The organism is Bradyrhizobium sp. 76 (assembly GCF_023073025.1).
Classification (GTDB): domain Bacteria; phylum Pseudomonadota; class Alphaproteobacteria; order Rhizobiales; family Xanthobacteraceae; genus Bradyrhizobium.
Map to the genome: position 1 here is coordinate 1 of NZ_JADPIS010000095.1, position 21715 is coordinate 21715.

The window sequence follows — 21715 nt, forward strand, 5'->3', positions numbered from 1 at the left end:
TGGTCGTCTGCTCATCGTCTCTCCTGTTCACGGCGATTATCGCCGCCTTCAGGCAGAAACTCCACTTAGCGACCTGTTCAAATTTGCGAAGCCGGCTCTACGTGAGGTCGTGGGTTGGAAGTGGGGCTGCTATCTCGCGAAACCAACTATTATCCGGCGGCGGCGGCGGCGGCGGCGGCGGCCAGGGCGAGGGCGCTCCGCAGCCCGGAAGGTGGGTGCCGCGCTGCGGAGAACAGCGCGCTGCTACGTTCGTTTCCACCGGCCGGCGGGGGGCGCTCAGCGACTCATGGGGCTGGGCTTCGCCCAGATATCGACGAGAGTCTGCAGAGCGGCCGCGGCGCAATACAGATTGCACTTTTCATCGGCGGTCAGGGTCTCCTTCTCATGGGCCGTGAGCGCTTCCCGAATGTAGACGAGGTACAAATCGCCAATCAGAGAAGCATTCGTGGTGAAGCGGAACTGGAGCTCTTCGGCCGCGTCGTTCTTGTCGAATGTGGAAGGATCGAACTCCGAAATGTTCGCGCGTGCTCGCTCCTCCTGCTCCCAAAGCTGCCGCATCAAGCGCATGATGCGACGCGGGTACGAATGAAGGGGCACTTCGTCGTGAAGGGTATAGGCCGTCACGAATGCATCCCATTCGAGCTTTGGTGAGAGCCGGATTCCCTCGCGGCGAAGACGCTCGATCTTGTCCTGAAAGTTGGTGATATCTCGACCCCGAAGCTCGTGGAGCCGACTGTAGGGGATCCCCCTTGCCTGCCCGAAATAGCCTTCCGTGTCGGCGTACATCGTTCTACCTCCGTGTTCTGCCCGGCGCAGTTTGGCTGGGCTCGCGGACGCGCCAATCGGGGTTCTCGCGCGAAAATCCCAAAGGTGGGTCTTCCGGTGGCATCGACAGCCGGGTACCGACACGTGGGGGCTTCAGAGCCGGCTGACCATGGCGTTCGGCAAATGGAGCTACGTTGTCGCCCCTGATTGTCCACGCTGGTTTGATATATTGTAATTATCAGGGCGTGCTTACTGATAACAATAGTTATCGAGTCGCGGCCATGATTTGGTATTCTTATCGAAGCAATCCTATTGAGTAGGATTATATATCATGTCGTATCCGAGCGAAGAGCTTGTCCGGACCGTTCAGGCGAAACGCACGCAAGAGCGCATAAGCCAGCGTGCGTTGGCGGTCCGATCGGGTTTAACCCAGGCGCACATCTCCCAGATAGAGACCGGCCGCGTCGAACCCGGCCTGTCCAGCTTCATCCAGATGGTCCGGGCACTCGACCTCGAGGTCGTACTCGTGCCCAAGAAGCTGCTTCCCGCGGTGGAGGGCGTCCTCCGCTCAAACTTCAACGAATTCTCCCTCGAGGAAGGCCCCTCAAACCTCTTCGTCAAGGCCGAACGCATCGTTTCCGGACAAAGGAAGCGCCACGGTAGCTCCGCTGCGCTCGACCGCATCGCCGAATACTTGCGCTTTCTGAAGCAGGTCCATCTTTCGAAAACTGACCTGAACCTTGTCCAAGACGTCGTCGATACACTGCGAGGCTATCGCGCCGAACCTATCCCCAACCCCGTGCTGGAAAGTTCCGCAGGCGTATTGCAAAGTCTACGCAACCGGATCGCGCATCCGGTAGAAGCCCCCCGCCCGGCCTACGCTCTCGACGAGGATGACGATGCCTAACGTATCGGTCCTGGACGTACGCCTGCACGACAACCCGATCGCAACCATCACGCTCGTGCAGGGCGACCGGTCGCTGCTCGCCTTCAACCAGAACTACATCGACGGCGCCGCACGCCCAACATTGAGCCTGTCCTTCAAGGACACGTTCGGAAATCTGCTCACCTCGTTCAAACCGTATCAGCAGGTCGTTCCGCCCTTCTTCTCCAATCTTCTGCCGGAGGGCGCGCTGCGTCGCTACCTCGCGGAACGCGCAGGCGTGAAGGAAAAGCGCGAATTCTTTCTTCTCTGGATGCTGGGCCGGGACCTCCCGGGCGCCCTGTCAGTCCATCCGGCCGAAGGAGAAGTGTTGCCTTCCCAAGTCGAGGAGGATCTCACACCGGACGAGCGGCAGAACCTGCTGCGCTTCTCGCTCGCGGGCGTGCAGCTGAAGTTCTCGGCGCTCAAGCACGATCCCAAAAACGCCGGTCTGACCATTCCCGTCCAGGGCGTCGGCGGTTCGTGGATAGTCAAGCTTCCGTCCCATCAGTACCCGGGCGTGCCCGAAAACGAATTCTCCATGATGACCCTGGCGAAGGAGATGGGCATGGAAGTGCCCGAGCTCCAACTGATCGACGTCGAGTCGATCAAGGGGCTTCCGGAAGGACTCGGTGAGCTGAAGGGGCGTGCACTCGCCGTCAAGCGGTTCGACCGCTCCGCCGACGGACCGGTCCACATGGAGGACTTCGCGCAGGTATTCGGCGTGTTTCCGGACGAGAAGTACGACAGGGCCAACTACCGGAGCATCGCGCGCGTTCTCGGCATCGAGACCGGCGAAGCCGGCGTCGCTGAGTTTGTCCGACGCCTCGTGTTCAGCACGCTGATCGGCAACGCCGACATGCATCTGAAGAATTGGTCGTTGATCTACCCCGACCGCCGCACGCCCGTCCTGTCCCCGCCTACGATTTGCTATCTACGATACCCTACATCGCGGACGACAAGATGGCGCTGAACTACTCGCGCACGAAGAAGATGACCGAATTCTCCAAGGACGAGCTCACGCATCTGGCGGCGAAGGCGAAGATCTCGGAAAAGCTGGCCGTCGACACGGCCGCGGAAATCGTCCAGCGCTTCAAGAAATTATGGTCGGAACGCAAGGGCGATCTCCCGCTGGAAAAGAAAGTCGTCGAAGTCGTCGACGCACATGCCGCTTCGATCCCGATCTACAGCGAGCTCTGAGCCGTGGCTTACTTAGCCGGATCGAAGGGCGGCAGCGCTGACATACAACCCCACGCTGGTCATCACTGTCTCTCCCGTTCAATCGGACGGGCCCACGCCACGCCTTCAGGATCGTTTTCGGCAAGCCATGCGCTTGCGGCCTCCTAGGTGGCAAAGACCTTTATCCAATCCACATCGCCCGCGCGCTTATGACCATGCTCGTAAAGCCGTGATCAACTTTGCCCGCGTAGATCAGGTCCTCGCCCTTGCGGCGACCAAGGTAGAGGCCATCCCATTCTTGTGGTTAATCAGATAGCCCTCCCGCTTGAGCAGAGCATGCAGCCGCCGATAACCGAAGCGGCGATGCTCCTGGGCGATCGCCCGCATGCGCTGGCGAAGGCTGGTATCGTCAGCCCGGGTGGTTTGGTATCTCACGGTGATGCGGCAACAGCCGATGGCTTTACACGCCTGCCGTTGGCTCATCCCGAATGCCTCTCGCAAATGGACGACAGGTTCCGCTTCCCCGCGGGCGTTGCGCGCCGTTTACGGAGTCGAGATCAATCCACTAGCTGTCGCTACAATCCACCGGCTGCCCCAACGCACGATCGAATCGATTCGCCCGATGCCGGGAACTGTATCGCCGCGCATTGCCATCCGAACCCCATCGGGCCCTCCGAGAACCGCCGTTCCGCCGCGAACGTCAAGAACGGTCCAACCCTCAATGGTTGCTGGTCTTGTCTCCGGGGCAGGCATGAGAGGCCCGCTGGGCGCTATCGAGCCGGTCGCCGTCATATCTGCTTCGATGCCCTGAGGAACGGTGCTCGAAACGTCCACGGATTGATGAGCCCTGTCGGACCATGTGGCTGTCGGTTCGGCGGAAATGCTCGCTCCATCCGCGGAGAATTGACTTACGCCTGGCGGTGTTCGCAAAGCCAAAGTCGATACCGTCTTTCGCGGGCCTCCGGTCCTGCGGCCTGACTTCGTTTCGGCGCTTCGAGGCGAAGGCGTTTCTGTCTGAGTGGTTGAATTGAGCGACGCGAAAGTTATAGGACCGTACCGACCAAAACCGGCAGCCCATCCCAACGCAAAACCAGCGATCACCGCGCCTGCGACCAGCCAATTGGTGCGCTTTCGATCGCCGTCTGCTTTCAATAATGCAAGAACCTCTTCTCGGCTGGCACTCGAGAAATCCCGCGCGCTCAGCGTCACACGCGCCATTGGGTCTTCGCTGGCTTCAGCGACCCTCGCCTCGATCTCTTCCAAGGTATTCGCCTGGCGCAATCGCATGATCGCATCCCTTGTCACTCCCCAATGATCATGCTGCAAACTGAATCAATCATTAACGGCGAATGAGCCGCCAGATCAATATTGATTAGAACCATTGCGCAGCGGGCGACTAGAGGTGGGATCATGAATCGCACGGCGGCGATAAGTTCAGCTTTCTTAACAGGGGATCCAGCCCGTCCGAACGGCACCGCTTAGCCTCAGCCTGCTTTAGAGGCTGATCAGCCGCGCCCTTTCTTGGTCCTTTCGCGGTGTCGGCTCTTTTGTTTGCGGCCCTGGCGTTCAGGTCATGGGGATCGTGCCAATGACGAGGCGTAAAGTCGCGACGCGGTGGAAGAGCGACTTGCTTTGGTGCGGATGGCGGTAAATCAGCTTGCTCTTCTTCCAGGCTGGAGGTACGCAACATCCGCGCGCTCACCGGCAGCTGGCATATCCAGTTTGATTGTGAATGGCAGGCGATCAGCCTTGTTACCGGCTACTATCGGCATGACCACATCGGCCGCTGGCGGCGGCCCGGATTTCTTCGTGGCTGCAGCAATAGCGCCCAGTCCAACTAGGCAAGCCACTCCAAGCACGACGATTCTAATCACGTGGCGGCTCCCGGTGCAGAGCGGCCCAATGGTCATGATCAGTTGGTCCAGAATGAGGCTGCTCGCTTGGTGTGGTTAACCCACGCAGCGTTAAGCTGAAACATGGGCTCGTGGGTTGGAGCAGTAGCTGAGTAAGCTTCGACGAGAAAATGCAACGGGCCGAGTTCTTCGATGTTTCGTCCGAGCGTTGGCAAGCCAAGGTCAGCGGAGCTGTCACTCTTGGTGAGATCATAAATCTGCTAAGGCCTCCAATCGTTAGAATGCGGCAGCGGCAGGCTAACTTTCAGTTGACTTGCTTCACCGCTGGCACACGATGCTCGCTCACCAAATGGAGGAGATCATGCTCAGTCGCTTGCTCGCTTCGGCTTTCGTCCTGGCAGGTGTGAACACAGCCATTGCCGATGATATGAAAATGCCGATTAACTCTGGTGAGCTTAAATGGGAGGCAGCACCACCCACCTTGCCGAAGGGGGCCGACATCGCGGTACTCTCGGGCGACCCGTCCAAAGAAGGGCTGTTCGTTCTCCGCCTAAGAATGCCAAGCGGTTATAAAATTCCCGCCCATAATCATCCAACAGATGAAGGCGCTACCGTCATATCGGGCAACTTTCACATCGGAATGGGCGACAAACTCGATGAGAAGAAAGCGATCGAGCTAACAGCGGGCGGATACGCCGAAGCGCCTGCCAAAATGAACCACTATGGTTGGACAAGTAGTCCTCCCGTTGTTCAAATTCATGGCCAAGGGCCACTCGGGATAACTTACGTCAATCCCGCAGACGATCCGAGTAAGAAGTAGCGAAGCAAACGAACGTCTCTGTGTCGCAAGGCAAAAGAAAAGCCCGGACGGTGGTCCGGGCACATTTGTTAGTCGTTGTCGTGATGAATGACGGTTTTCTCTCGGCTGCCGTCCTCATTCTCTTTCTTAATGACCGTCGTCCTGTCACTTTCCGTGTGCTCAGGCTCCCTGACGACCGTTGTGCGGTCCCGATCAACGGGGCGGTGCTCGTGAGACTCTCCGACTGTGACGCCTCCGCCGACCGGACCGGCCTGAACGCCGACACCGACTTCATCCGCGATTGCGGGTGTCGCGATTGCACTCACGATCGCCGCAGCAAACAAGTACTTGCGCATCCTATTCTCCTTCACTTCGTGAGTTGGAGAATGTCTGCGTGCGACAGTTTGTTCCAGAACAAGGGGTGTCAAGCTGCTCATTGTTCACGCAAGTTCCCGTTGCGGGTGAGGCCTTGGATTGGGCGGAACGATTGAGGTTTATCAAACCGCAGGTCTCTTCCGAGCATTGGTTGCGCCGTCTCTCGGAGTGGCTGAGTGGCATCGGATCTGAAGTTCTGGATGGGCGGGGCAGCATCGCGATGATGGTCGCCGACGCCGACTTTCGCAACGCATGGACGGATGCCAAACGGAAGCAGGCTCACGGGGCACGCGTTTCGTCGCTAAGCGGATCGCCCAAAGGGCCTCCGGGTCGGGCCGAAGCTGCTGGCCGAGGTCGAGTACCGCGCGAAGTCGGCGGAGAGGAAGGTCCGGCCACCCGATCTTCAAGGCTTGCGGAAAGATTTGTGACGGGGGCCTATGATCGCGGCAGGAAGCAAGCCCGACGTTAGCGCTCGTTGCGCATGTAGGACTACGCTCGCAGATCTCCCGGTGGGCGGGATCATCATATAGATCGAGGCCTGCGGGTGCCCTTGCTTGGCAAACGTATCGAAGCCGGCGCGCTGCTCCCGAATGGCCAGCATGGAGAAGAACACAAACGCCGCCCCAGCGACGGCGATCAACATCCACCAGCTGCGCTTCATGTGCGCCTCCGTCGGAGCTCGCAACACCGATACCGCACTGGCGATCAGCTTGCGATGCTCGTTACGCTCAGGCCTTTCGTCGGATCAGGTTCCTCCCAGAACTGGTTGCGACACCGCAAACGCAGGCCCCTCGGCTGCCCGTGGGCGGCGGTCCTGCGGTTCATGTTTCAATTTTACCTTTTGAAACAAGCGACCAGCGCGGCCGTTTACGGTGCGTAAGAAGAAGGTGGAGGACGGCTTCTTATGCAGCCAGCACCGCTGCCGGTCTGCTGGCCCTCTCCGCGGCGCGTGCCTCGGCCGCCATCGCATGCCAGGGGGCTTTTGCTGGGCGCGTTCATTCCCGCTAATCCTACTCCCCGTCCCGGACCATCGTCATCAATCCTGATTATTGCAGGCCGCCGACAGCAACCATAGTCATTCACGAGCGCTGGCGTCCGGTCGAGCGCTTCACCCGGGAGTACGTCGTTCGAGACTATGGCGGCTTCGACGATCCAGAATGGTAGCCAAGTCGCACATGGAAATGCGATGGCCCCAGCACGCAAACACTGAGGCCGGTTTAATGATGGGCGACGGAACAGCTTCCGCATTCGCGGCCGATCCGAGTTCCCGACTTGTGCCGCTCCCTCGGGCGGGAGCAAAACCTCCCCAACGGTTGGCGAACTCGGCTGCAGCACTGGTTTTCAATTCGGACCCAGATCTCGTTTCAGACCCACAATGAATCCATGGCGCCGCCAGAGTTGAGCCGCATGGCAGCCTAAGTGGCCGCGAAGGGTGGTCCCGGTGAGGGGCGCAACACCGGGAGTTTTCGATGTCCGGTTATTTGCGAGTTTGCTTCGCCGGTTTGGTTCTTGTTGGAGGTCTTGCGGCGACACCTGCGGTCTCCGACCCTTTTGCCGACTTGTTCAATGGCGCTCCGCGCGAGCCCGCGGCAACCTCTTTGGCGCAAGCGCAATGCTTGCCGCGACCCGGCAACACGACCGCGGACGGGGCGCATTGGGTCTATCGGTTCGACGGTCACCGTAAATGCTGGTTCCTGACCGAGGGTATGGCGAAGGTGAAGAAGACAGTTCGTCATCGCGGTGCCGAAGATCGCACCGCCAGTTTGGACGAGAACGGGAGTGCGCGGCCCAGGAAGAGCGCGGTGGTTGATGCGCGCGCGGAGTTGCTACGCTCCGCACCGGCCGAGCCCTCCCAGCCGCCTGCAGCCGAAATCAAGGTGGCTGATGCCGCTTCCGTGCTCGATATGGGCACCACCATGACCTCAGCGGTACCCACCGATCTTCACAGCCGGCCGCCTACGCCTGAGCACTCCGTGCCCGGCCAAGTTAACGTTGAGCAGCTCCTCGCGCCCGCCGGCTCACCTCCAGCTATGCCAATGGGCGCGCGCGTTGCAGAGGCGCACGACGAGGCACGCAGCTGGACGGCAACTTGGTCAGGTGTGCTGCTGATGATGCTTGGTGGCTTCTCAATCCTAAGCTCGAACCGCACGCTTCGGCACGCAGTGAGATTACGCCAGTGAGCTAGCGCAATAGCCTAGGCACGTACGCGCGCCGCTGCGCGATCGATGAATTTCAAGTATAGCCGAATTGCCACACGTACAAAGGTTCCGCCCGCCCACACTTAGTTTGCCCGCCGCCTTAGACGGACATTCGATTACGATGACGGTCCCGTTGGGATCGGATTGCGGAATGCGGTACAAAGCATTCGTGGTGGACAGCAGCCGGCAAGTGATCTGCGTGGCGAAGCTCGACTGCATTGACGAGCAGGCGGCGCGGCGTCGAGCCGAGCAAATGCATGCCGAGCACGACGTTGAGCTTTGGCAAGGCGATCGATTTGTTGCTGTGTTCCGAGGTGCAACGACGAACGACAATGAGCGCGCGATCCTGAATAGACGGCCGGTCTCGCCGCCGAGTTGACATTCGAATATTGTGAGTTGCCGGCCTGGCAGGCTGCCGACATGTCGCAGGGCCAAAGTCGCCGAGCATGCCCATAAACACCCCGCGTCTTCGGAACCGGGGTGCAGCTCAGGAATGGGTTTCGCGCTGAAAAACATTGAAGCGGTTGAACTTCGCGCAGCTGGGTTGGTCGAGAAGTGGCTCCAGACTCAGATATTGAACGATACCAGCATACTTGGTCTGGGCGAGCTTGAAGTCTCGCGCGAGAGCGCCGTCAGCCGCATGGCGGCAAGAGCGACTTCCTGATGTACTCGGAGGAAGCGGACACCTTCTACGAAGAAGAGGTAATGCTGGGAGCGTTGGACGAGAGTCACATTATCCGCACCATCGAATATTGGGGTGTTGAGCGGCAGCGTCGTCCCGGGTCAGAACACAGAGCCGTAATTGTCGCAGAGTGAATCACGAGCCGTTTTTCAACGTGCTACGGGTCCTCAATCGTTCAGTGCCGATGATCGCAGTGCAGCTCGGAGCTTTTAAGCTGGACGAAAGCAACGTGGTTCTTCATGGCGTCACTGTGTTGGATGTTACCGAATAGACGCCTGAAGTACATACTTCGGAGGAGGCTGAACGAACGGATACGGAAGTATTGGGAGAAGAAGCGCGACTTTGCTTCATTGGCCGTCCTGGACAAGATTGCAACCGCCCTGAAGGCGGCTGGGCTCGAGGAACGCCTGTCATACAACAAGCATCACGTAGCACTTGGATCAACGGGTAATAACTTCTGTTGGTTTCACCCTCGCAGACGCGCGTGCCGTCCGCCATGAATATGCGACTACGCGTGTTTTCGAGGAGTAGCAGCCCCATGAAGCAACATACCTTCGAAGCATTTTCCACCACCGCGATCTACTGGACACCGCTTGTGCTTATGGGCACCGCAATGCCGCCAAGAGATCCCGATGAAGACGAGGTGGACGAAGACGACGAAGAGGAAGACGACGAAGAGGAAGATGACGCTGACGAACCGCCGGTCGTGCGCGAGCCGGACGACGACTAGACTAGCGTGTTCGGCAGCCAGGGGTATAATATTTGTCATGGGCTGGCATGCGAATGACATAGCGCTCCTCAATAGGCTCTGGTCCGCAGGACAGAGCGCGGCGCAGATAGCGCGTCGTCTCGGGTGCAGTCGTAACGCGGTCTGCGGCATGCTGACCCGTCTGGGCCTGAAGCGCGGCCACAAGCCGCCCACAGCAACGCCCAAGATAAGGCCGTCCCCGAAGCTGAGGCCGACGTCGTCGGCAGCCTGCGCTCGTCCAGTGGCACGGAAGGTGTCGCGGAACACAGCGGAGAGGCAACAGCCCAAGGAATTCAGCAAGCAGCAGCTCTACTCCATGCTGGCTGAGGCCGTCAGAAACACTGACTAGGAGCTCACCACCAACGTCGTTGCGCTCCTCGCTTCAGCTATCGTACACGAACCGACGCACGCAAGTCCGTCCGACGAACTGCGTCCATAAAGACCATAGCCTTGTTGCAGCTGCACAGATCGGCAGCTAGTTGGCTTCTTGTTTCGCCATTCCGCTCAACGCCAGGTTTCTATTGTTCTGGAAGCTCAGGGTGCCAGTTATTCGGACCTTGTGCTGAAGCAGTGCCTTCGCCGCCGCGATCTGCTCCCGAGAACGGCGGAGCATCTCTCGTGTCATTTGGCTTGCCTCGTTAACATGGCCTGTGCACTTCTACTGCGACTGTACCGAAAGACTGCCTCGATTTAGGAGCCGAGTTTAGTGGGTTGGATCGCGAATTTGCTCCGTCGGCCGGATGTCGGCCTGCGGCCTGGGAACGGCGCACAAGTAGACCTAGAACCGCTATCCGAGCGCGGCGGCCGATGGCTGAAGTACAACCTGTTTCGCTTCCCGGGCGCGGTGTGGTCTGGCAAGCGCGGTTGCGTGGAGCTGGCCGAGGGCGACGTGATCGCACTGCATCTCGTGGTCGAGCGGTTGAAAGAGGCCGGGGTTCGAGTGAGGTTCTACGGGCGGCTTCGGCGCTGGGACGGCACGTCACCGGTCTGGACGTTGCTGGCACGCGGGAAGCAATGATCCGGCGACTGTCGCAGCGACACCGGCACCGCGCACGCTGCGGCCGGCCCCGCTCTTGGGCATTTTCTGCGTAATAAACAAGGCAGGTTTTAACTCGTCCTGCACTGCCCAATGCTGCTACCCTCAAACGTTTCCCAGTGTCACTTCATCTAGCTTGTTGTCGTCTACATGGGGCGCGAGGGCCCAGTCGCCTGCGGCCGCGCGCTACACCATCGGTTTCGGCGGCGAGCTTCATCGCCGGCACTGCCTCGCGCTCACGTCGTACTCGATGTCCATCGCACGCAATTATGGTCTCGGGTCGTAAACGATCACGCGTCGATGCAGAAATATAGAGCCCGGCCACGCACAGGTTTGACGCTGGTCTAAGGGTCGGGAAATCGCTCCTCTCTCATCGAGATAAGGTTACGCACTGAAGTCTTTTGGATATGTCTTGGGCAACTTGAAAACAAAGGTCTTGGCCTTGGGAGGAATATTGGTCGGTGTTGTCGAGGTCCGCAAAAGGGACAATCTCGACCAGGAATTGACAACGATCTCGTGGCGATCGCAGATCAGCGTGATTGTCCTGCCTGTCGCTGGAACGCGTAGATGGGATTCAGACCGCAATATGCGAGGGTGCCGGATGCGGTGGCCATGCATTGATCGTAGGTTGAGAACTGGCAATTGCCAGGATATCCCCAGGTACGTCCCTGCAGGCAATAAACGTCCTGCCGAGCTGGGGGGATGTACGAACGAGCCCGCGGAGCGGCGGTCGAAGGTGATCCAAAGCAGACGAGCATGGGAAGTGCAAGCACAGCAATATAAAGAAGGTTGCGCATGATCTAGCCTCCGTGAAGTCTTGAGAGGATAGAGAGTGTAGAATTGACGCTTTGATCTTAATCAATGGCAAAACGCTTAGTAGACGGTTTGACCGATCGGTTTCAAAGTAAGTCTAAGCGGCAGGCACTCGGGTTTTGGAGCAGCTTTCCTGCAAGTTTTGCGGATGGAAGGCATTTTTCAAGCGCGGTGGGGGTTCGTGCGTTTGGAGAATAGGCAATCCGAGCTTGAGAACTCCGCGCACGGCAATATGCCGATTTGGGACAGCCGCAAACCCGCGCGCTTATCAAGCACAAATCGCCGCACTACTGGACTGCACCCCTGGAATGAGACACGGTAATTGCGGTGACAGGCTCATTTCGAGGATGACCTGTGGCAGCAAGAGGAAAGAACCGTCGGTTTCCGACGGCGTACAAATTGAAGGCGATCAAGCGTGCCGAGGGAGGCGAAGGCGTTCTGCCTGTGGCCCGCAAGCTCGGGATACCTCGCAAGATCCTGCATGACTGGATCAAGGCGTGGAAGGCCCACGGGCCTGAAGGGTTGAACCGCAAGCCCGGGCCGAAGCCTGGCCCCCGCAAGCTCAAGCCGCTGCAGGCGGAGGAGACGAAGCGCTCTGCACTTGCCCAGGCGAACGTGCGCATCGCCGAGCTTGAACGGCTGGTGGGTCGCCAGCAGATGGACATCGATTTTTTTCGAAAAGCCTTGCGCGCCTTGGAGCGGCCGGCAGCGCAAGGCAAAACCGTATCCGCATCATCGAAGTCATCGAAGCCATGACGCTGGAAGCAGCCGGTTCGCATGCCGATGTGCAGCGCCTGTGCAGGCTCGCGGGGCTGCCGCGCGCGACCTATTACCGACACTTGGCCGGACGCGCCGATGAGGCAGGTGAGTGCGAGTTGCGGGACTTGATCCAGCGCATTTGCCTCAAGCACCGCTTCTATGGCTACAGGCGGGTGACCGCGACCCTCCGGCGGCAGGGCATGGTGGTGAATGCCAAGAAGGTTCAGCGGCTTATGCGCGAGGACAATCTGCTGGCCCAGCGCAAGGCGCCGTTCCTGAAGCCACCTGCCGATCGGCCCTCGGCCTTTCTCATCGTGCCCAATCTGGTGCGTGGCCTGGTGCCGTCAGCGCCGGATCAAATCTGGGTCGCCGATATCACCTATGTGCATCTCGCCAGAGCCTTCGTCTATCTTGCCGTCATTCTCGACGCCTTCTCGCGCAAGGCCGTCGGCTGGGCTTTGGAGAACACGCTCGACGCCTCGCTCGCCATCGCCGCGCTGGATACAGCCCTTGGTGCTCGAAAGCCGCAACCCGGCAGCTTGATTCATCACTCCGATCGCGGCGTGCAAGGCGGATTCAAACGGTCGTCGCAACACCCTGAAGTTGGAGGTTGCGATGAAAGTTGTAAGTCGACGTTCGGGGCGGTCAGGACGAGCGCCATTGCCATCGCCAGGCCGGCCTTCTGCTGCAGGACGCGATGAACAGAATAGATTTTGGAAGGCGATTGCCACAGGGCAGAGCAGCGAAGATGCTGCGTTTGAGGCCGGATTATCGCAACCTGTCGGAAGCAGATTGTTCCGAAAGGCAGGCGGCATGCCACCATCGATGTTCAGATCTTCGGCCAAGCCTCTCTCCGGGCGCTACCTTTCATTGGCTGAACGCGAGGAAATCGCCCTTCTAAAGGTGCAGGGCCATTCCATACGGGAGATTGGGCGCCGCTTGGGGCGGGCTGCTTCGACGGTCTCCCGTGAACTGCGGCGGAACGCGGCCACCCGCGGCGGCGGGTTGGATTATCGGGCAACAACTGCCCAATGGCATGCAGACCGATCTGCCCGCCGGCCCAAGCCGACCAAGCTTGCGCCCAACGCAGCCTTGCGGACTTATGTGGAGGAGAGACTCGCCGGCAGGGTCGTAGCCCCGAGCGGAGCTTGTATTGCTGGCCCCACCGTTCGGTGGAACGGTCGCCGGCACGGCCGGCGAAAGGATCGACGATGGGCCAAAGCATGGAGCCCTGAGCAGATTGCCCGACGCTTGCCGATCGACTTCCCGGACGACAAGACGATGCGCATCAGCCACGAAGCCATCTATCAGGCTCTCTTCGTTCAGGGCCGCGGTATACTACGCAGCGAACTGACCGCCTGCTTGCGAACCGGCCGCGTGTTGCGCGTGCCCAGGGGGCGCGTACGCAGGCGGGGCAAGGGCTTTGTCTCGCCGGAGATCATGATCAGTGAGCGCCCCGCTGAAGCGGCCGATCGAGCCGTGCCGGGACATTGGGAGGGAGACCTCATCCTCGGTCTTGGCAGCTCGGCGATCGGCACGTTGGTCGAACGCACGACGCGTTTCACAATGCTATTGCACCTTCCCCGGTTGGCGGGTCATGGCGAAGCTCCGCGCAAGAAGAACGGACCTGCGCTTGCGGGACACGGGGCGGAAGCCGTGCGTGACGCGATCTCGCGCACCATCATCACTTTGCCCGAAGAACTACGTCGCACGCTGACTTGGGATCAAGGAGCCGAAATGGCTCAGCACGACCGCCTCAAGATCGATGCGGGTATCCAGGTCTACTTCTGCGACCCGCAAAGCCCTTGGCCGCGCGGCACTAACGAGAACACCAACGGGTTGCTGCGGCAGTACTTTCCGAAAGGCACAGACCTGAGCATCCACAGCGCCGACGAGATATCCGCTGTAGCAGCGGCCCTCAATGCCCGACCGAGAAAGACACTGGGCTGGAAAACGCCGGCAGAAGCGCTTGACGAATTACTGTCATGAGTGAAAACAATTGGTGTTGCGACGACCGTTTGAATCCGCCCAATACGCCTCCATCGCCTATCGCCAACGACTGGCCGATCGCGACATCACCATCAGCATGAGCAGGCCGGGCAATCCCTTCGACAACGCCAAGGCCGAGAGCTTCATGAAGACGCTGAAGACCGAAGAGATCAACGGCAAGGCCTTCGCCGACATCAGCGACGCCCGCCGCCGCATCGATGGCTTTATTGCAGAGGTCTACAACAAGGACCGGCTGCACTCGGCGCTCGGATACCAATCGCCGCTTGAGTTCGAAACCGCCTTCGCGCAAAACAAGGCACGATAACGCATCATGGCAACCGCGCTGTCACCGCAATTACCGTGTCTCATTCCAGGGGTGCAGTCCACTACTGTCACCTCAATTTGTGCCGCTGAGCGTGCAGGGAAGCTTCGGCGGGCTCAAGCTCGTCTAGGCTCTCGTGATCGGCCTGATCCGGCGCAGCTGGGAATTGGCATATTCCTCGCGCTCACGCGTGAAGTGCTCTTGGTGCGCTTTGAAGCTCTCGACCCGCTTCTTGATCTCTTCGCGTTCGCTGCTGTCATACTCTGACGCGCTGAGGTCACCCCGCTCGACGGCTTCCTTCGGCAGAGACCGGGGCAGCTGGATCTCTAGCTTCAGCGATTTGGTGAATGCCATCGTTTCAGCGACCAGTGCGTCAAGTTCGTTCTTCCAATCGTGCATTAACGCCCCCATGCGGCACTGCTGTGCTGGCCAGCTAATTCATAATAATCTGAGCTGCGGCGATAAGCACCGAAGCCGTCGCATGTAGGCCAGTCCCAAATCGTGTTATTGCTGAAAAAGGCCGCCGACAATATTGCCGGCGGCCTTCCCGGGTTCAAAATGCCTATCGTGAAAAAATGCGGTCCAGCCCCGGTGCGAGCGATCCTACACACAAAACGTCTCTCTTCATAGTTTTGCCGTTCAGAAACCTTAACGCGGGGCGATCCGGGTTTGCTCGAAAGGGGGGAGGCGTCCGGAAGAGATCACTGCCGCCTTGTTTCCAATTATGTGCAATCGGTCCGGACCTGTTTCGGCGTGGCTTGCATCAAAGCGCGTAATGGTGTTGCCTCGACGAGGTCAGCTATATCACGAGGACTGCAAGAGCCATGGTCTGGATGAATGGCGCTGTGAGCCCGGCCGTACATCGTGAACTGGACATTCGGGTTAGCGAGGGTTCTAAATGCCAGATTGTGTGATCGTTCGGGCCCATGGGAGGCAATTGGATGTCTTGCGCGAAGAGGCATCGCGCATTGCACGGGCTGCCAAAATCGACTGGTCGATTGAGCGCGCCGATGAGGGGGCACATTTTTGCTTTGAGAATGCCGAGGCGAAAAAGGCGTTCGTCACCAGCTGCAAGCGCTTTGATATGCCGCACCGAGACGCTTAGAAACCAAGTTCGCGTGCGATGAGTCAAGCCAGTCCAGAACTCTGCGCCCCACGCGTAGAGCTCGGGCCGCATACCGAATCTATCTTGATCGGGACTTCCAGAAAAGCGGCATGAGCCCAGGATCGACCATCGTATGGGCCGGGATGGCAAATCTGCTCATTGACTTTGACATGAGCCAGTTAGGTTCGCCCTTACTTGCTGCTGCAACGTCTCACGAAGCGGATGTGACCGTGTTGTCGCAAAAAACTGTTGGACCCGAGCACCTGATAGATCGGCGCTCGTCGAACGCTGAGGCGGAATTGCAATGCGATGAGCCGATGGGCGCTTGATGATGACGGTGCCTGGACGTGCGTGATACCCTCGCATTCCAGGCAACCATCAGCGATCCAACGAGCTTCCCTTCGTCGACTGAAGTCGTCCCCTGCCTCGGGTTGTCACCGCGCCAATATCCATGGCGGCTTTTAAACGAGCACCGTCCAGCCGTCGCCTGAGCGCTGCAAATCGGCTGGACAGTTTGGTCAATTCCTCAACGCCAAGCTCACCGAACACAAATTGATCGAGTTCCTTCTGTTGTGCAGCGACGTTCGCGAGGCGCTTACAAGCCTTGTCGGTCAGTGACATGTGGACGACCCGACCATCCCTGATACAGGGCTTGCGCCGCAGAAATCCGGCCTTCTCCAGCGCCTTGGAATTTATTGTAATGAAGGACGGGTCAACTTTCAGCAATTTTGCCATCGTGCTGACTGCAACATCCCCCTCGCTCGTTAGGTCTGTCACTGCCATCAAGATTGTCAATTGTGGTCCAGTGATGCCGAGTGCTTTGGCCCGGACTTGAAGAAAATCCTCCAGACAGATGTTGAGGGATCGGACCTCCAACGTTAATCGCCGCACCAGCAGCTGAGTGTCAGCAGAGTCGTTCCCGACTTGCGTTGCTGGCTTGGTCAAATGCGGCGCCACCGGATGTTAGGCCCGATCCTCAGAGCTCGTTCGCACTGACAAGGTTTCAACAGAGGATCTCTGCTCGTTGCCCCGATCCTGTGCAAGCATCACGCGCTCAACTGCGCCCACGATTTAAGAACGATTACGAGTGATTCGGATTATTGGCTTTTCGACGAGAATCTCGGCCAGCGGTTGGCGGCCGCGCCTAGCTGAGTTGCCAATGCTAGTAATCTCACCGAAATGCACGTTCAAAGGAAGATCTCGATCCGTAATCTCGCGCAGCGGCGCGGCGTTTCGCCCGCTTCGATAGCGCCAATTCGAAGGTCTGTTGCCGGATCCCGGGCAACGGCTTCGAAACGGCTTCCATACTGAGCAGCTTTGGGGCGCAACCTCGCACAGGCGCTGCGGTGAAATTCATCGAAATTGATGGCCTGAACGCGGGATTCAAGCGCATTGCGCTGTCGCGTCTCGGTCGCAGTTGCCGTCCACGAGCGCGTGTTACTCGACGGGTTATGCGACTTCACACTTTGCAGCCTGGTCGCCCCTTACATGTTCAGTCGAGATCCAAAAATTCAAACGTGGAGCTCTTGGAGTAGTGTTAGTTGTCCTGGTCTAATTTACTCATTGAGCATATTTGAGCGCTGCTGAAATCGAACCCGGCCTCTGGCCGGGTTTCTCAGGCTCCATATGTACTCAAATTGAGCTTATTTAATATGTGCTGGAGGCTTCATGCCGATCTCTGGACTTTACGGCCCCGACGACTTTGCCAACCGGCCGCAGGGCCAAACCACCGCTGCGCCGCGTTCCGTCCCAGCGGGCTCGAGGCCCGCATTGCCGATGCCGTCGCTGCAATGGACGCCGGAGGTCGAGCGCGCCACCGCGCCGCTTTACGAGCGCGTGAAACATGTGATCCCGCCGATCGAATGGCCGCTGCTGGCGCCGACGATCAAGGCGATCAACGAGCTGAAACGGGCGCGGGGCGCAGTGATCCTCGCCCACAATTACCAGGCGCCGGAGATCTTCCACTGCGTCGCCGACATCGGCGGCGATTCGCTTCAGCTCGCGGTCGAAGCCACCAGGGTGAAGGCCGGCATCATCGTCCAGTGCGGCGTGCACTTCATGGCGGAGACGTCAAAACTGCTCAATCCGGACAAGACGGTGCTGATCCCCGATACCCGCGCCGGCTGCTCGCTCGCGGCCAGCATCACCGGCGCCGACGTTCGCCTGCTTCGCGAAAAATTTCCCGGCGTGCCTGTCGTTGCCTATGTCAACACCTCCGCGGAGGTGAAGGCCGAGGTCGATATCTGCTGCACCTCGTCGAACGCGGTGCAGGTGGTCGAGAGCCTCGGCGTGCCGAGCGTGATCTTCCTGCCCGACCGCTATCTCGCCACTTACGTGGCCTCGAAGACCGACGTGAAGATCATCGCCTGGAAGGGCGCCTGCGAGGTGCACGAGCGCTTCACCGGGGCCGAGCTGCGCAGCTACCGCGAGGCCGACCCCTCCGTGCAGATCATCGCTCATCCCGAATGCCCACCTGACGTGCTGGCCGAGGCCGACTTTACGGGTTCGACCGCGCACATGATCAACTGGGTGCGCGAGCGGCGGCCACGGCGGCTGGTGATGATCACGGAATGCTCGATGGCCGACAATGTGCGGGCCGAGCTGCCTGACGTCGAAATGCTGCGCCCCTGCAACATCTGCCCGCACATGAAGCGCATCACGCTAGCCAACATTCTGGAGAGCCTGTTGACGCTCGGCGAGGAAGTGACGATCGATCCCGCCCTTGCAAACCGCGCGCGGCGATCTGTCGAGCGGATGATCAATCTGGGGAATTGAGAGCAGACCATGCAAGACAACATCCACGATCTCACCGGCGCCGCCGACGATGTGGTCATCGTCGGCGGCGGCCTTGCCGGATTGTTCTGCGCGCTCAAGCTCGCGCCGCGGCCCGTGACATTGATCTCGGCTGCGCCGCTCGGCCAGGGCGCATCGTCCGCATGGGCGCAAGGCGGCATCGCGGCGGCAATGGCCGAAGGCGATACGCCGGAAGCGCACGCCGCGGACACGATCTCCGTTGGCGCCGGCATCGTCGATGAAGCGGTAGCGCTCGGAATCGCGCGCGAGGCCGCGCCACGAATCCACGATCTGCTTGCCTATGGAGTGCCATTCGACCGCGATCTCGAAGGCAGGCTCGCCGTCGGGCGCGAAGCCGCACATTCGGCCCGGCGCATCGTGCATGTGCGCGGCGATGGCGCAGGCGCCGCGATCATCGCGGCCTTGAGCGAGGCGGTGCGTCGCACGCCGTCGATCCGCTTGATCGAAGGGTTTATCGCCGAAGCGCTGTTGACCGAGGACGGCGCCGTCACCGGCCTTCAATTGCGCGCAGCCGGCAATTTTGCCGCAGAGCCGATCCTGCTCCCCGTGCGTACGGTGGTGCTCGCCACTGGCGGTATCGGCCATCTCTATGCCGTCACCACCAATCCGTGCGAGGCGAGCGGATCTGGCCTTGCGATCGCGGCGCGCGCCGGCGCTGACATCGCCGATCCTGAATTCGTGCAGTTCCATCCCACCGCAATCATGGCCGGCCGTGATCCGGCGCCGCTCGCCACGGAAGCGCTGCGCGGCGAAGGCGCGACGCTGATCAACGGCCGTGGCGAGCGTTTCATGACGGCGCGCCATCCGCTCGCCGAGCTCGCGCCGCGCGACATCGTGGCCCGCGGCGTATTCGCCGAGATCGCCGCCGGGCGCGGCGCCTACCTGGATGCGCGGAAGGCGCTGGGTGCACGCTTTGCAGAAACGTTTCCGACCGTGCATGCCAGCTGCATTGCCGCCGGCATCGATCCCGCCACGCAGGCCGTCCCGATCGCGCCGGCCGCGCATTACCACATGGGCGGCATCGCGGTGGATGCGCGCGGCCGCAGCTCGATCGACGGGCTCTGGGCCTGCGGCGAGGTGTCGTGCACCGGTGCACATGGCGCCAACCGCCTCGCCTCGAATTCGCTGTTGGAGGCCGTGGTCTATGCCGCGCGCGTTGCCGAGGACATCGCCGGCCGCGCGATTCCCTCGCCCGCCCGTCTTTCGGACGTGGTGACGCCGGGCGGCGGTCCACCGGATGCGGCGGCCGTGACGCGGCTGCGGACGCTGATGAGCGCGCATGTCGGCGTGATCCGCGATGGTGACGGGCTCGCGGAAGCGGTCCGCAGCTTCGCCGCGCTCGAACGCGAGGCCGCGAGCATCGCGGTCCGCAACATGGCAACGGCCGCCCTGCTCGTGGCGGCGTCGGCCTGGAACCGGCGCGAGAGCCGCGGCGCGCATTTCCGCTCCGACCATTCCGCGGACGTGCCCGCACTCGCGCAACGCACGATGACGACGCTCGCAGCGGTGCGCGAGGTCGCGAACAGCCTGAGCGAATGCCCGACACCGCGCACCGCGGAACCCATGATCGCCTGACGGAGTCTGCCATGATCACGCCGACCTCTCTGCTCTATCCCGACGCCTTCCTCTCCCCGCTCGCGCTCGACGAGGCCGTGCACCGCGCGCTCGATGAGGATCTCGGCCGCGCCGGCGACATCACCTCACATGCGACGATCCCCGAAGCAACAAAGGCGCAAGCAATCCTGGTCGCGCGGCAGTCCGGCGTGATCGCCAGCTTGCCACTGGCGCTCGCCACCTTGCAAAAGCTTTCGCCCGACATCGAGATACGCGCACATGTTCGCGACGCCGCGCGCGTCGCCCGCGGGCAGCAGGTGCTGACGATCTCAGGCCCGGCGCGTGCCATTCTCACGGCGGAGCGGACCGCGCTCAACTTCGTCGGCCCCTGTCGGGCGTCGCGACGCTCACGGCGGACTATGTCGCGCGCACCGAGGGCACCCGGATGAGAATCTGCTGCACGCGAAAGACCACGCCGGGGCTGCGCGCCTTGGAGAAATACGCGGCACGCTGCGGCGGCGGCTTCAATCACCGTTTCGGGCTCGACGACGCGATCCTGATCAAGGACAACCACATCGCGGTCGCCGGCGGCATCCGCCCTGTGCTGGCGCGCGCCCGCGCCCATGCCGGCCATCTCGTCAAGATCGAGATCGAGGTCGACACGCTCACGCAATTGCGCGAGGTGCTCGACACCGGCCTTGCCGACGCCGTGCTGCTCGACAACATGGACATTGCGACGCTGCGCGAAGCCGTGAGGCTCAACGAGGGACGCCTCAAACTGGAGGCATCCGGCGGTGTCACCCTGGACTCGATCGCAGCCATCGCGGCGACCGGCGTGGACTACGCCTCAGCCGGCGCACTGACGCATTCGGCGCCGAATTTCGACTGCGCGCTGGATATCGAGGCGTGAGGAGGTCTTCTCCCTCTCCCCGTTCCTACGGGGCCGCAACGAGATTTGCTCGCGCCGAGAGGACTGGGGTGAGGGGCATCTCTCCACGTATTCGACTGTCGAAAGACCTGCACCCCCTCGCCCGCATCGCAAGAGCGATCTTACGTCTCCCCGCAAGCGGGGAGACGTAAGAAAGGTTACCCGGTTCGCTCACGCCATCTCGGCCGAGCTCTTCGCTTCCTCGGCGAGTTCGGGGGGAGTGCGGCGGTCTGCGCGGGATGCCCCAGTTTGGTTCCTCGCTGCCGTCGCCCCAGGCGCAAGGCCGGTAGAAGGTGTGGACGGCGCTCGTGTCATCTTCTTCATCTCGGCCACCCAGGACGGACGCACCCACTACGCGTGGTAGTGCGTCGACTTGCCGATCTCGGGCGCCGGATCTGGCCACCAGCATCGCCTTCCAGAGTTTCTGGCGCGCTTCCGCCTGCTTCCTGCTTCAGCGGTTCGAGCGGCTGAATCGTCAGCGAGCGCGCAGCGTCGCGGGCCTGGAACCGATTGGGATTGCGAGCGGCGGCGCGCGAACGGCTGAGGCGCCAGCGAAGAGGCGGTGTGCTACTGCCGGTCTCGACCAGTGCCGAAGGACGCGAACCGCGCGCCCTTCGGACGGGTACGCAAACACACAAGTCGCTACGCGCACGCTACGCTTACGCCAGAAAAATCGAACCGCAGTACATCCGTGCGATTCGAGTCTTCTCGTGAGTATCTAATTTAGGTTGCTGGGGCGTTAATCGACGTTGCGCGTGCAGCGCACGCAAGCGAACACAGGTGGTTCCACGCAGCGACCGCGTGCACTGGTAAACGCCGCTCATGGTAACGATAAACATCCGGTCAACGTGAGTGGTGAGAAGCCCTGCACGCC

21 protein-coding genes and 7 pseudogenes are annotated in these 21715 nt (G+C 60.6%); 19 read left to right on the forward strand and 9 right to left on the reverse strand.

Annotation, left to right across the window (positions count from 1 at the left end):
- Positions 1–276: 276 nt before the first annotated feature.
- A complete protein-coding gene (locus tag IVB48_RS23300; protein WP_247403335.1) occupies positions 277–786 on the reverse strand; it encodes a hypothetical protein in 510 nt (169 codons plus the stop codon).
- Between the two features lie 310 nt (positions 787–1096).
- Between IVB48_RS23300 and IVB48_RS23305 the strand changes: the two genes are divergently transcribed.
- The gene (locus IVB48_RS23305; protein WP_247403336.1) at positions 1097–1672 is read left to right on the forward strand and encodes a helix-turn-helix transcriptional regulator; all 576 of its coding nucleotides are present in this window, start codon (positions 1097–1099) and stop codon (positions 1670–1672) included.
- Positions 1665–2887, forward strand: a pseudogene (locus IVB48_RS23310) (type II toxin-antitoxin system HipA family toxin). Before IVB48_RS23305 ends, IVB48_RS23310 begins: the two are co-directional and overlap by 8 nt.
- Before the next feature lie 202 nt (positions 2888–3089).
- On the opposite strand, the pseudogene IVB48_RS23315 reads toward IVB48_RS23310, so the two are convergent.
- Positions 3090–3164, reverse strand: a pseudogene (locus IVB48_RS23315) (DNA ligase); the annotation flags it as partial.
- Positions 3164–3376: pseudogene (locus tag IVB48_RS23320) on the reverse strand (IS3 family transposase); the annotation flags it as partial. The pseudogenes IVB48_RS23315 and IVB48_RS23320, both read right to left, overlap by 1 nt.
- Before the next feature lie 1704 nt (positions 3377–5080).
- Here IVB48_RS23320 and IVB48_RS23325 point away from each other — a divergent pair.
- Complete coding sequence (locus IVB48_RS23325) at positions 5081–5539, forward strand: cupin domain-containing protein (protein WP_247403339.1); 459 nt, start codon at positions 5081–5083, stop codon at positions 5537–5539.
- A 68-nt stretch (positions 5540–5607) separates the two neighbouring features.
- On the opposite strand, the gene IVB48_RS23330 is transcribed toward IVB48_RS23325, so the two are convergent.
- Positions 5608–5874, reverse strand: a complete 267-nt coding sequence (locus tag IVB48_RS23330) for a hypothetical protein (protein WP_018457443.1) — start codon at positions 5872–5874, stop codon at positions 5608–5610.
- 322 nt (positions 5875–6196) lie between these two features.
- Here IVB48_RS23330 and IVB48_RS23335 point away from each other — a divergent pair.
- Positions 6197–6321, forward strand: a pseudogene (locus tag IVB48_RS23335) (DNA ligase); the annotation flags it as partial.
- Here the strand turns inward: IVB48_RS23335 and IVB48_RS23340 are convergent.
- Entirely contained in the window at positions 6297–6554 is a 258-nt protein-coding gene (locus tag IVB48_RS23340; RefSeq protein WP_247403341.1) for a hypothetical protein, read from the reverse strand. The pseudogene IVB48_RS23335 and the gene IVB48_RS23340 overlap by 25 nt on opposite strands.
- A gap of 808 nt (positions 6555–7362) precedes the next feature.
- Between IVB48_RS23340 and IVB48_RS23345 the strand changes: the two genes are divergently transcribed.
- The 6 genes from IVB48_RS23345 to IVB48_RS23370 all read left to right on the forward strand — a co-directional run bounded on the left by IVB48_RS23345 (position 7363) and on the right by IVB48_RS23370 (position 10539).
- Positions 7363–8073 (forward strand): hypothetical protein, encoded by a 711-nt coding sequence (locus IVB48_RS23345; protein WP_247403346.1) that lies wholly within the window; start codon positions 7363–7365, stop codon positions 8071–8073.
- Between the two features lie 169 nt (positions 8074–8242).
- Positions 8243–8470, forward strand: coding sequence for a hypothetical protein (locus IVB48_RS23350; RefSeq protein WP_247282199.1), 228 nt, complete (start codon positions 8243–8245; stop codon positions 8468–8470).
- Positions 8471–8584: 114 nt separating this feature from the next.
- Complete coding sequence (locus IVB48_RS23355; protein WP_018457447.1) at positions 8585–8755, forward strand: hypothetical protein; 171 nt, start codon at positions 8585–8587, stop codon at positions 8753–8755.
- A 556-nt stretch (positions 8756–9311) separates the two neighbouring features.
- Entirely contained in the window at positions 9312–9503 is a 192-nt protein-coding gene (locus IVB48_RS23360; protein ID WP_247403350.1) for a hypothetical protein, read from the forward strand.
- Positions 9504–9540: 37 nt separating this feature from the next.
- Entirely contained in the window at positions 9541–9870 is a 330-nt protein-coding gene (locus IVB48_RS23365) for a GcrA family cell cycle regulator (RefSeq protein WP_247282304.1), read from the forward strand.
- Between the two features lie 357 nt (positions 9871–10227).
- Positions 10228–10539, forward strand: coding sequence for a hypothetical protein (locus IVB48_RS23370; protein ID WP_247394319.1), 312 nt, complete (start codon positions 10228–10230; stop codon positions 10537–10539).
- Between the two features lie 548 nt (positions 10540–11087).
- Here the strand turns inward: IVB48_RS23370 and IVB48_RS23375 are convergent.
- Positions 11088–11354, reverse strand: coding sequence for a DUF3551 domain-containing protein (locus tag IVB48_RS23375; protein ID WP_083926480.1), 267 nt, complete (start codon positions 11352–11354; stop codon positions 11088–11090).
- A gap of 370 nt (positions 11355–11724) precedes the next feature.
- Between IVB48_RS23375 and IVB48_RS23380 the strand changes: the two genes are divergently transcribed.
- The 4 genes and pseudogenes from IVB48_RS23380 to IVB48_RS23395 form a co-directional block, all read left to right on the forward strand.
- Positions 11725–12126 carry a transposase gene (locus IVB48_RS23380; RefSeq protein WP_345946916.1) on the forward strand — a complete coding sequence of 134 codons (402 nt, stop codon included), beginning with the start codon at positions 11725–11727 and terminating at the stop codon, positions 12124–12126.
- Positions 12123–12830, forward strand: coding sequence for an IS3 family transposase (locus IVB48_RS23385; RefSeq protein WP_247403355.1), 708 nt, complete (start codon positions 12123–12125; stop codon positions 12828–12830). Before IVB48_RS23380 ends, IVB48_RS23385 begins: the two co-directional genes overlap by 4 nt.
- Positions 12745–14118: an IS30 family transposase gene (locus IVB48_RS23390; protein ID WP_247403358.1), complete on the forward strand. Its 1374-nt coding sequence runs from the start codon at positions 12745–12747 to the stop codon at positions 14116–14118. The genes IVB48_RS23385 and IVB48_RS23390 overlap by 86 nt, the downstream gene beginning before the upstream one ends.
- A gap of 82 nt (positions 14119–14200) precedes the next feature.
- Positions 14201–14443: pseudogene (locus IVB48_RS23395) on the forward strand (integrase core domain-containing protein); the annotation flags it as partial.
- Positions 14444–14566: 123 nt separating this feature from the next.
- Here IVB48_RS23395 and IVB48_RS23400 read toward each other — a convergent pair.
- Positions 14567–14839, reverse strand: coding sequence for a hypothetical protein (locus IVB48_RS23400; protein WP_247403360.1), 273 nt, complete (start codon positions 14837–14839; stop codon positions 14567–14569).
- 538 nt (positions 14840–15377) lie between these two features.
- On the opposite strand from IVB48_RS23400, the gene IVB48_RS23405 reads away from it, so the two are divergent.
- On the forward strand, positions 15378–15545 hold the full coding sequence (locus IVB48_RS23405; RefSeq protein ID WP_018460477.1) for a hypothetical protein: 168 nt from the start codon (positions 15378–15380) through the stop codon (positions 15543–15545).
- A gap of 110 nt (positions 15546–15655) precedes the next feature.
- A complete protein-coding gene (locus tag IVB48_RS23410) occupies positions 15656–15874 on the forward strand; it encodes a hypothetical protein (RefSeq protein WP_247367252.1) in 219 nt (72 codons plus the stop codon).
- A gap of 49 nt (positions 15875–15923) precedes the next feature.
- Here the strand turns inward: IVB48_RS23410 and IVB48_RS23415 are convergent, their stop codons facing one another.
- On the reverse strand, positions 15924–16490 hold the full coding sequence (locus IVB48_RS23415; RefSeq protein ID WP_247403363.1) for a MarR family transcriptional regulator: 567 nt from the start codon (positions 16488–16490) through the stop codon (positions 15924–15926).
- A 723-nt stretch (positions 16491–17213) separates the two neighbouring features.
- On the opposite strand from IVB48_RS23415, the gene nadA reads away from it, so the two are divergent.
- The 3 genes and pseudogenes from nadA to nadC all read left to right on the forward strand — a co-directional run bounded on the left by nadA (position 17214) and on the right by nadC (position 20823).
- A complete protein-coding gene (nadA, locus tag IVB48_RS23420; protein ID WP_247403367.1) occupies positions 17214–18320 on the forward strand; it encodes a quinolinate synthase NadA in 1107 nt (368 codons plus the stop codon).
- Between the two features lie 9 nt (positions 18321–18329).
- Positions 18330–19934, forward strand: coding sequence for an L-aspartate oxidase (locus IVB48_RS23425; protein ID WP_247403371.1), 1605 nt, complete (start codon positions 18330–18332; stop codon positions 19932–19934).
- A gap of 11 nt (positions 19935–19945) precedes the next feature.
- A pseudogene (gene nadC, locus IVB48_RS23430) lies at positions 19946–20823 on the forward strand (carboxylating nicotinate-nucleotide diphosphorylase).
- 189 nt (positions 20824–21012) lie between these two features.
- On the opposite strand, the pseudogene IVB48_RS23435 reads toward nadC, so the two are convergent.
- Positions 21013–21228: pseudogene (locus IVB48_RS23435) on the reverse strand (cell wall hydrolase); the annotation flags it as partial.
- Between the last annotated feature and the right edge of the window lie 487 nt (positions 21229–21715).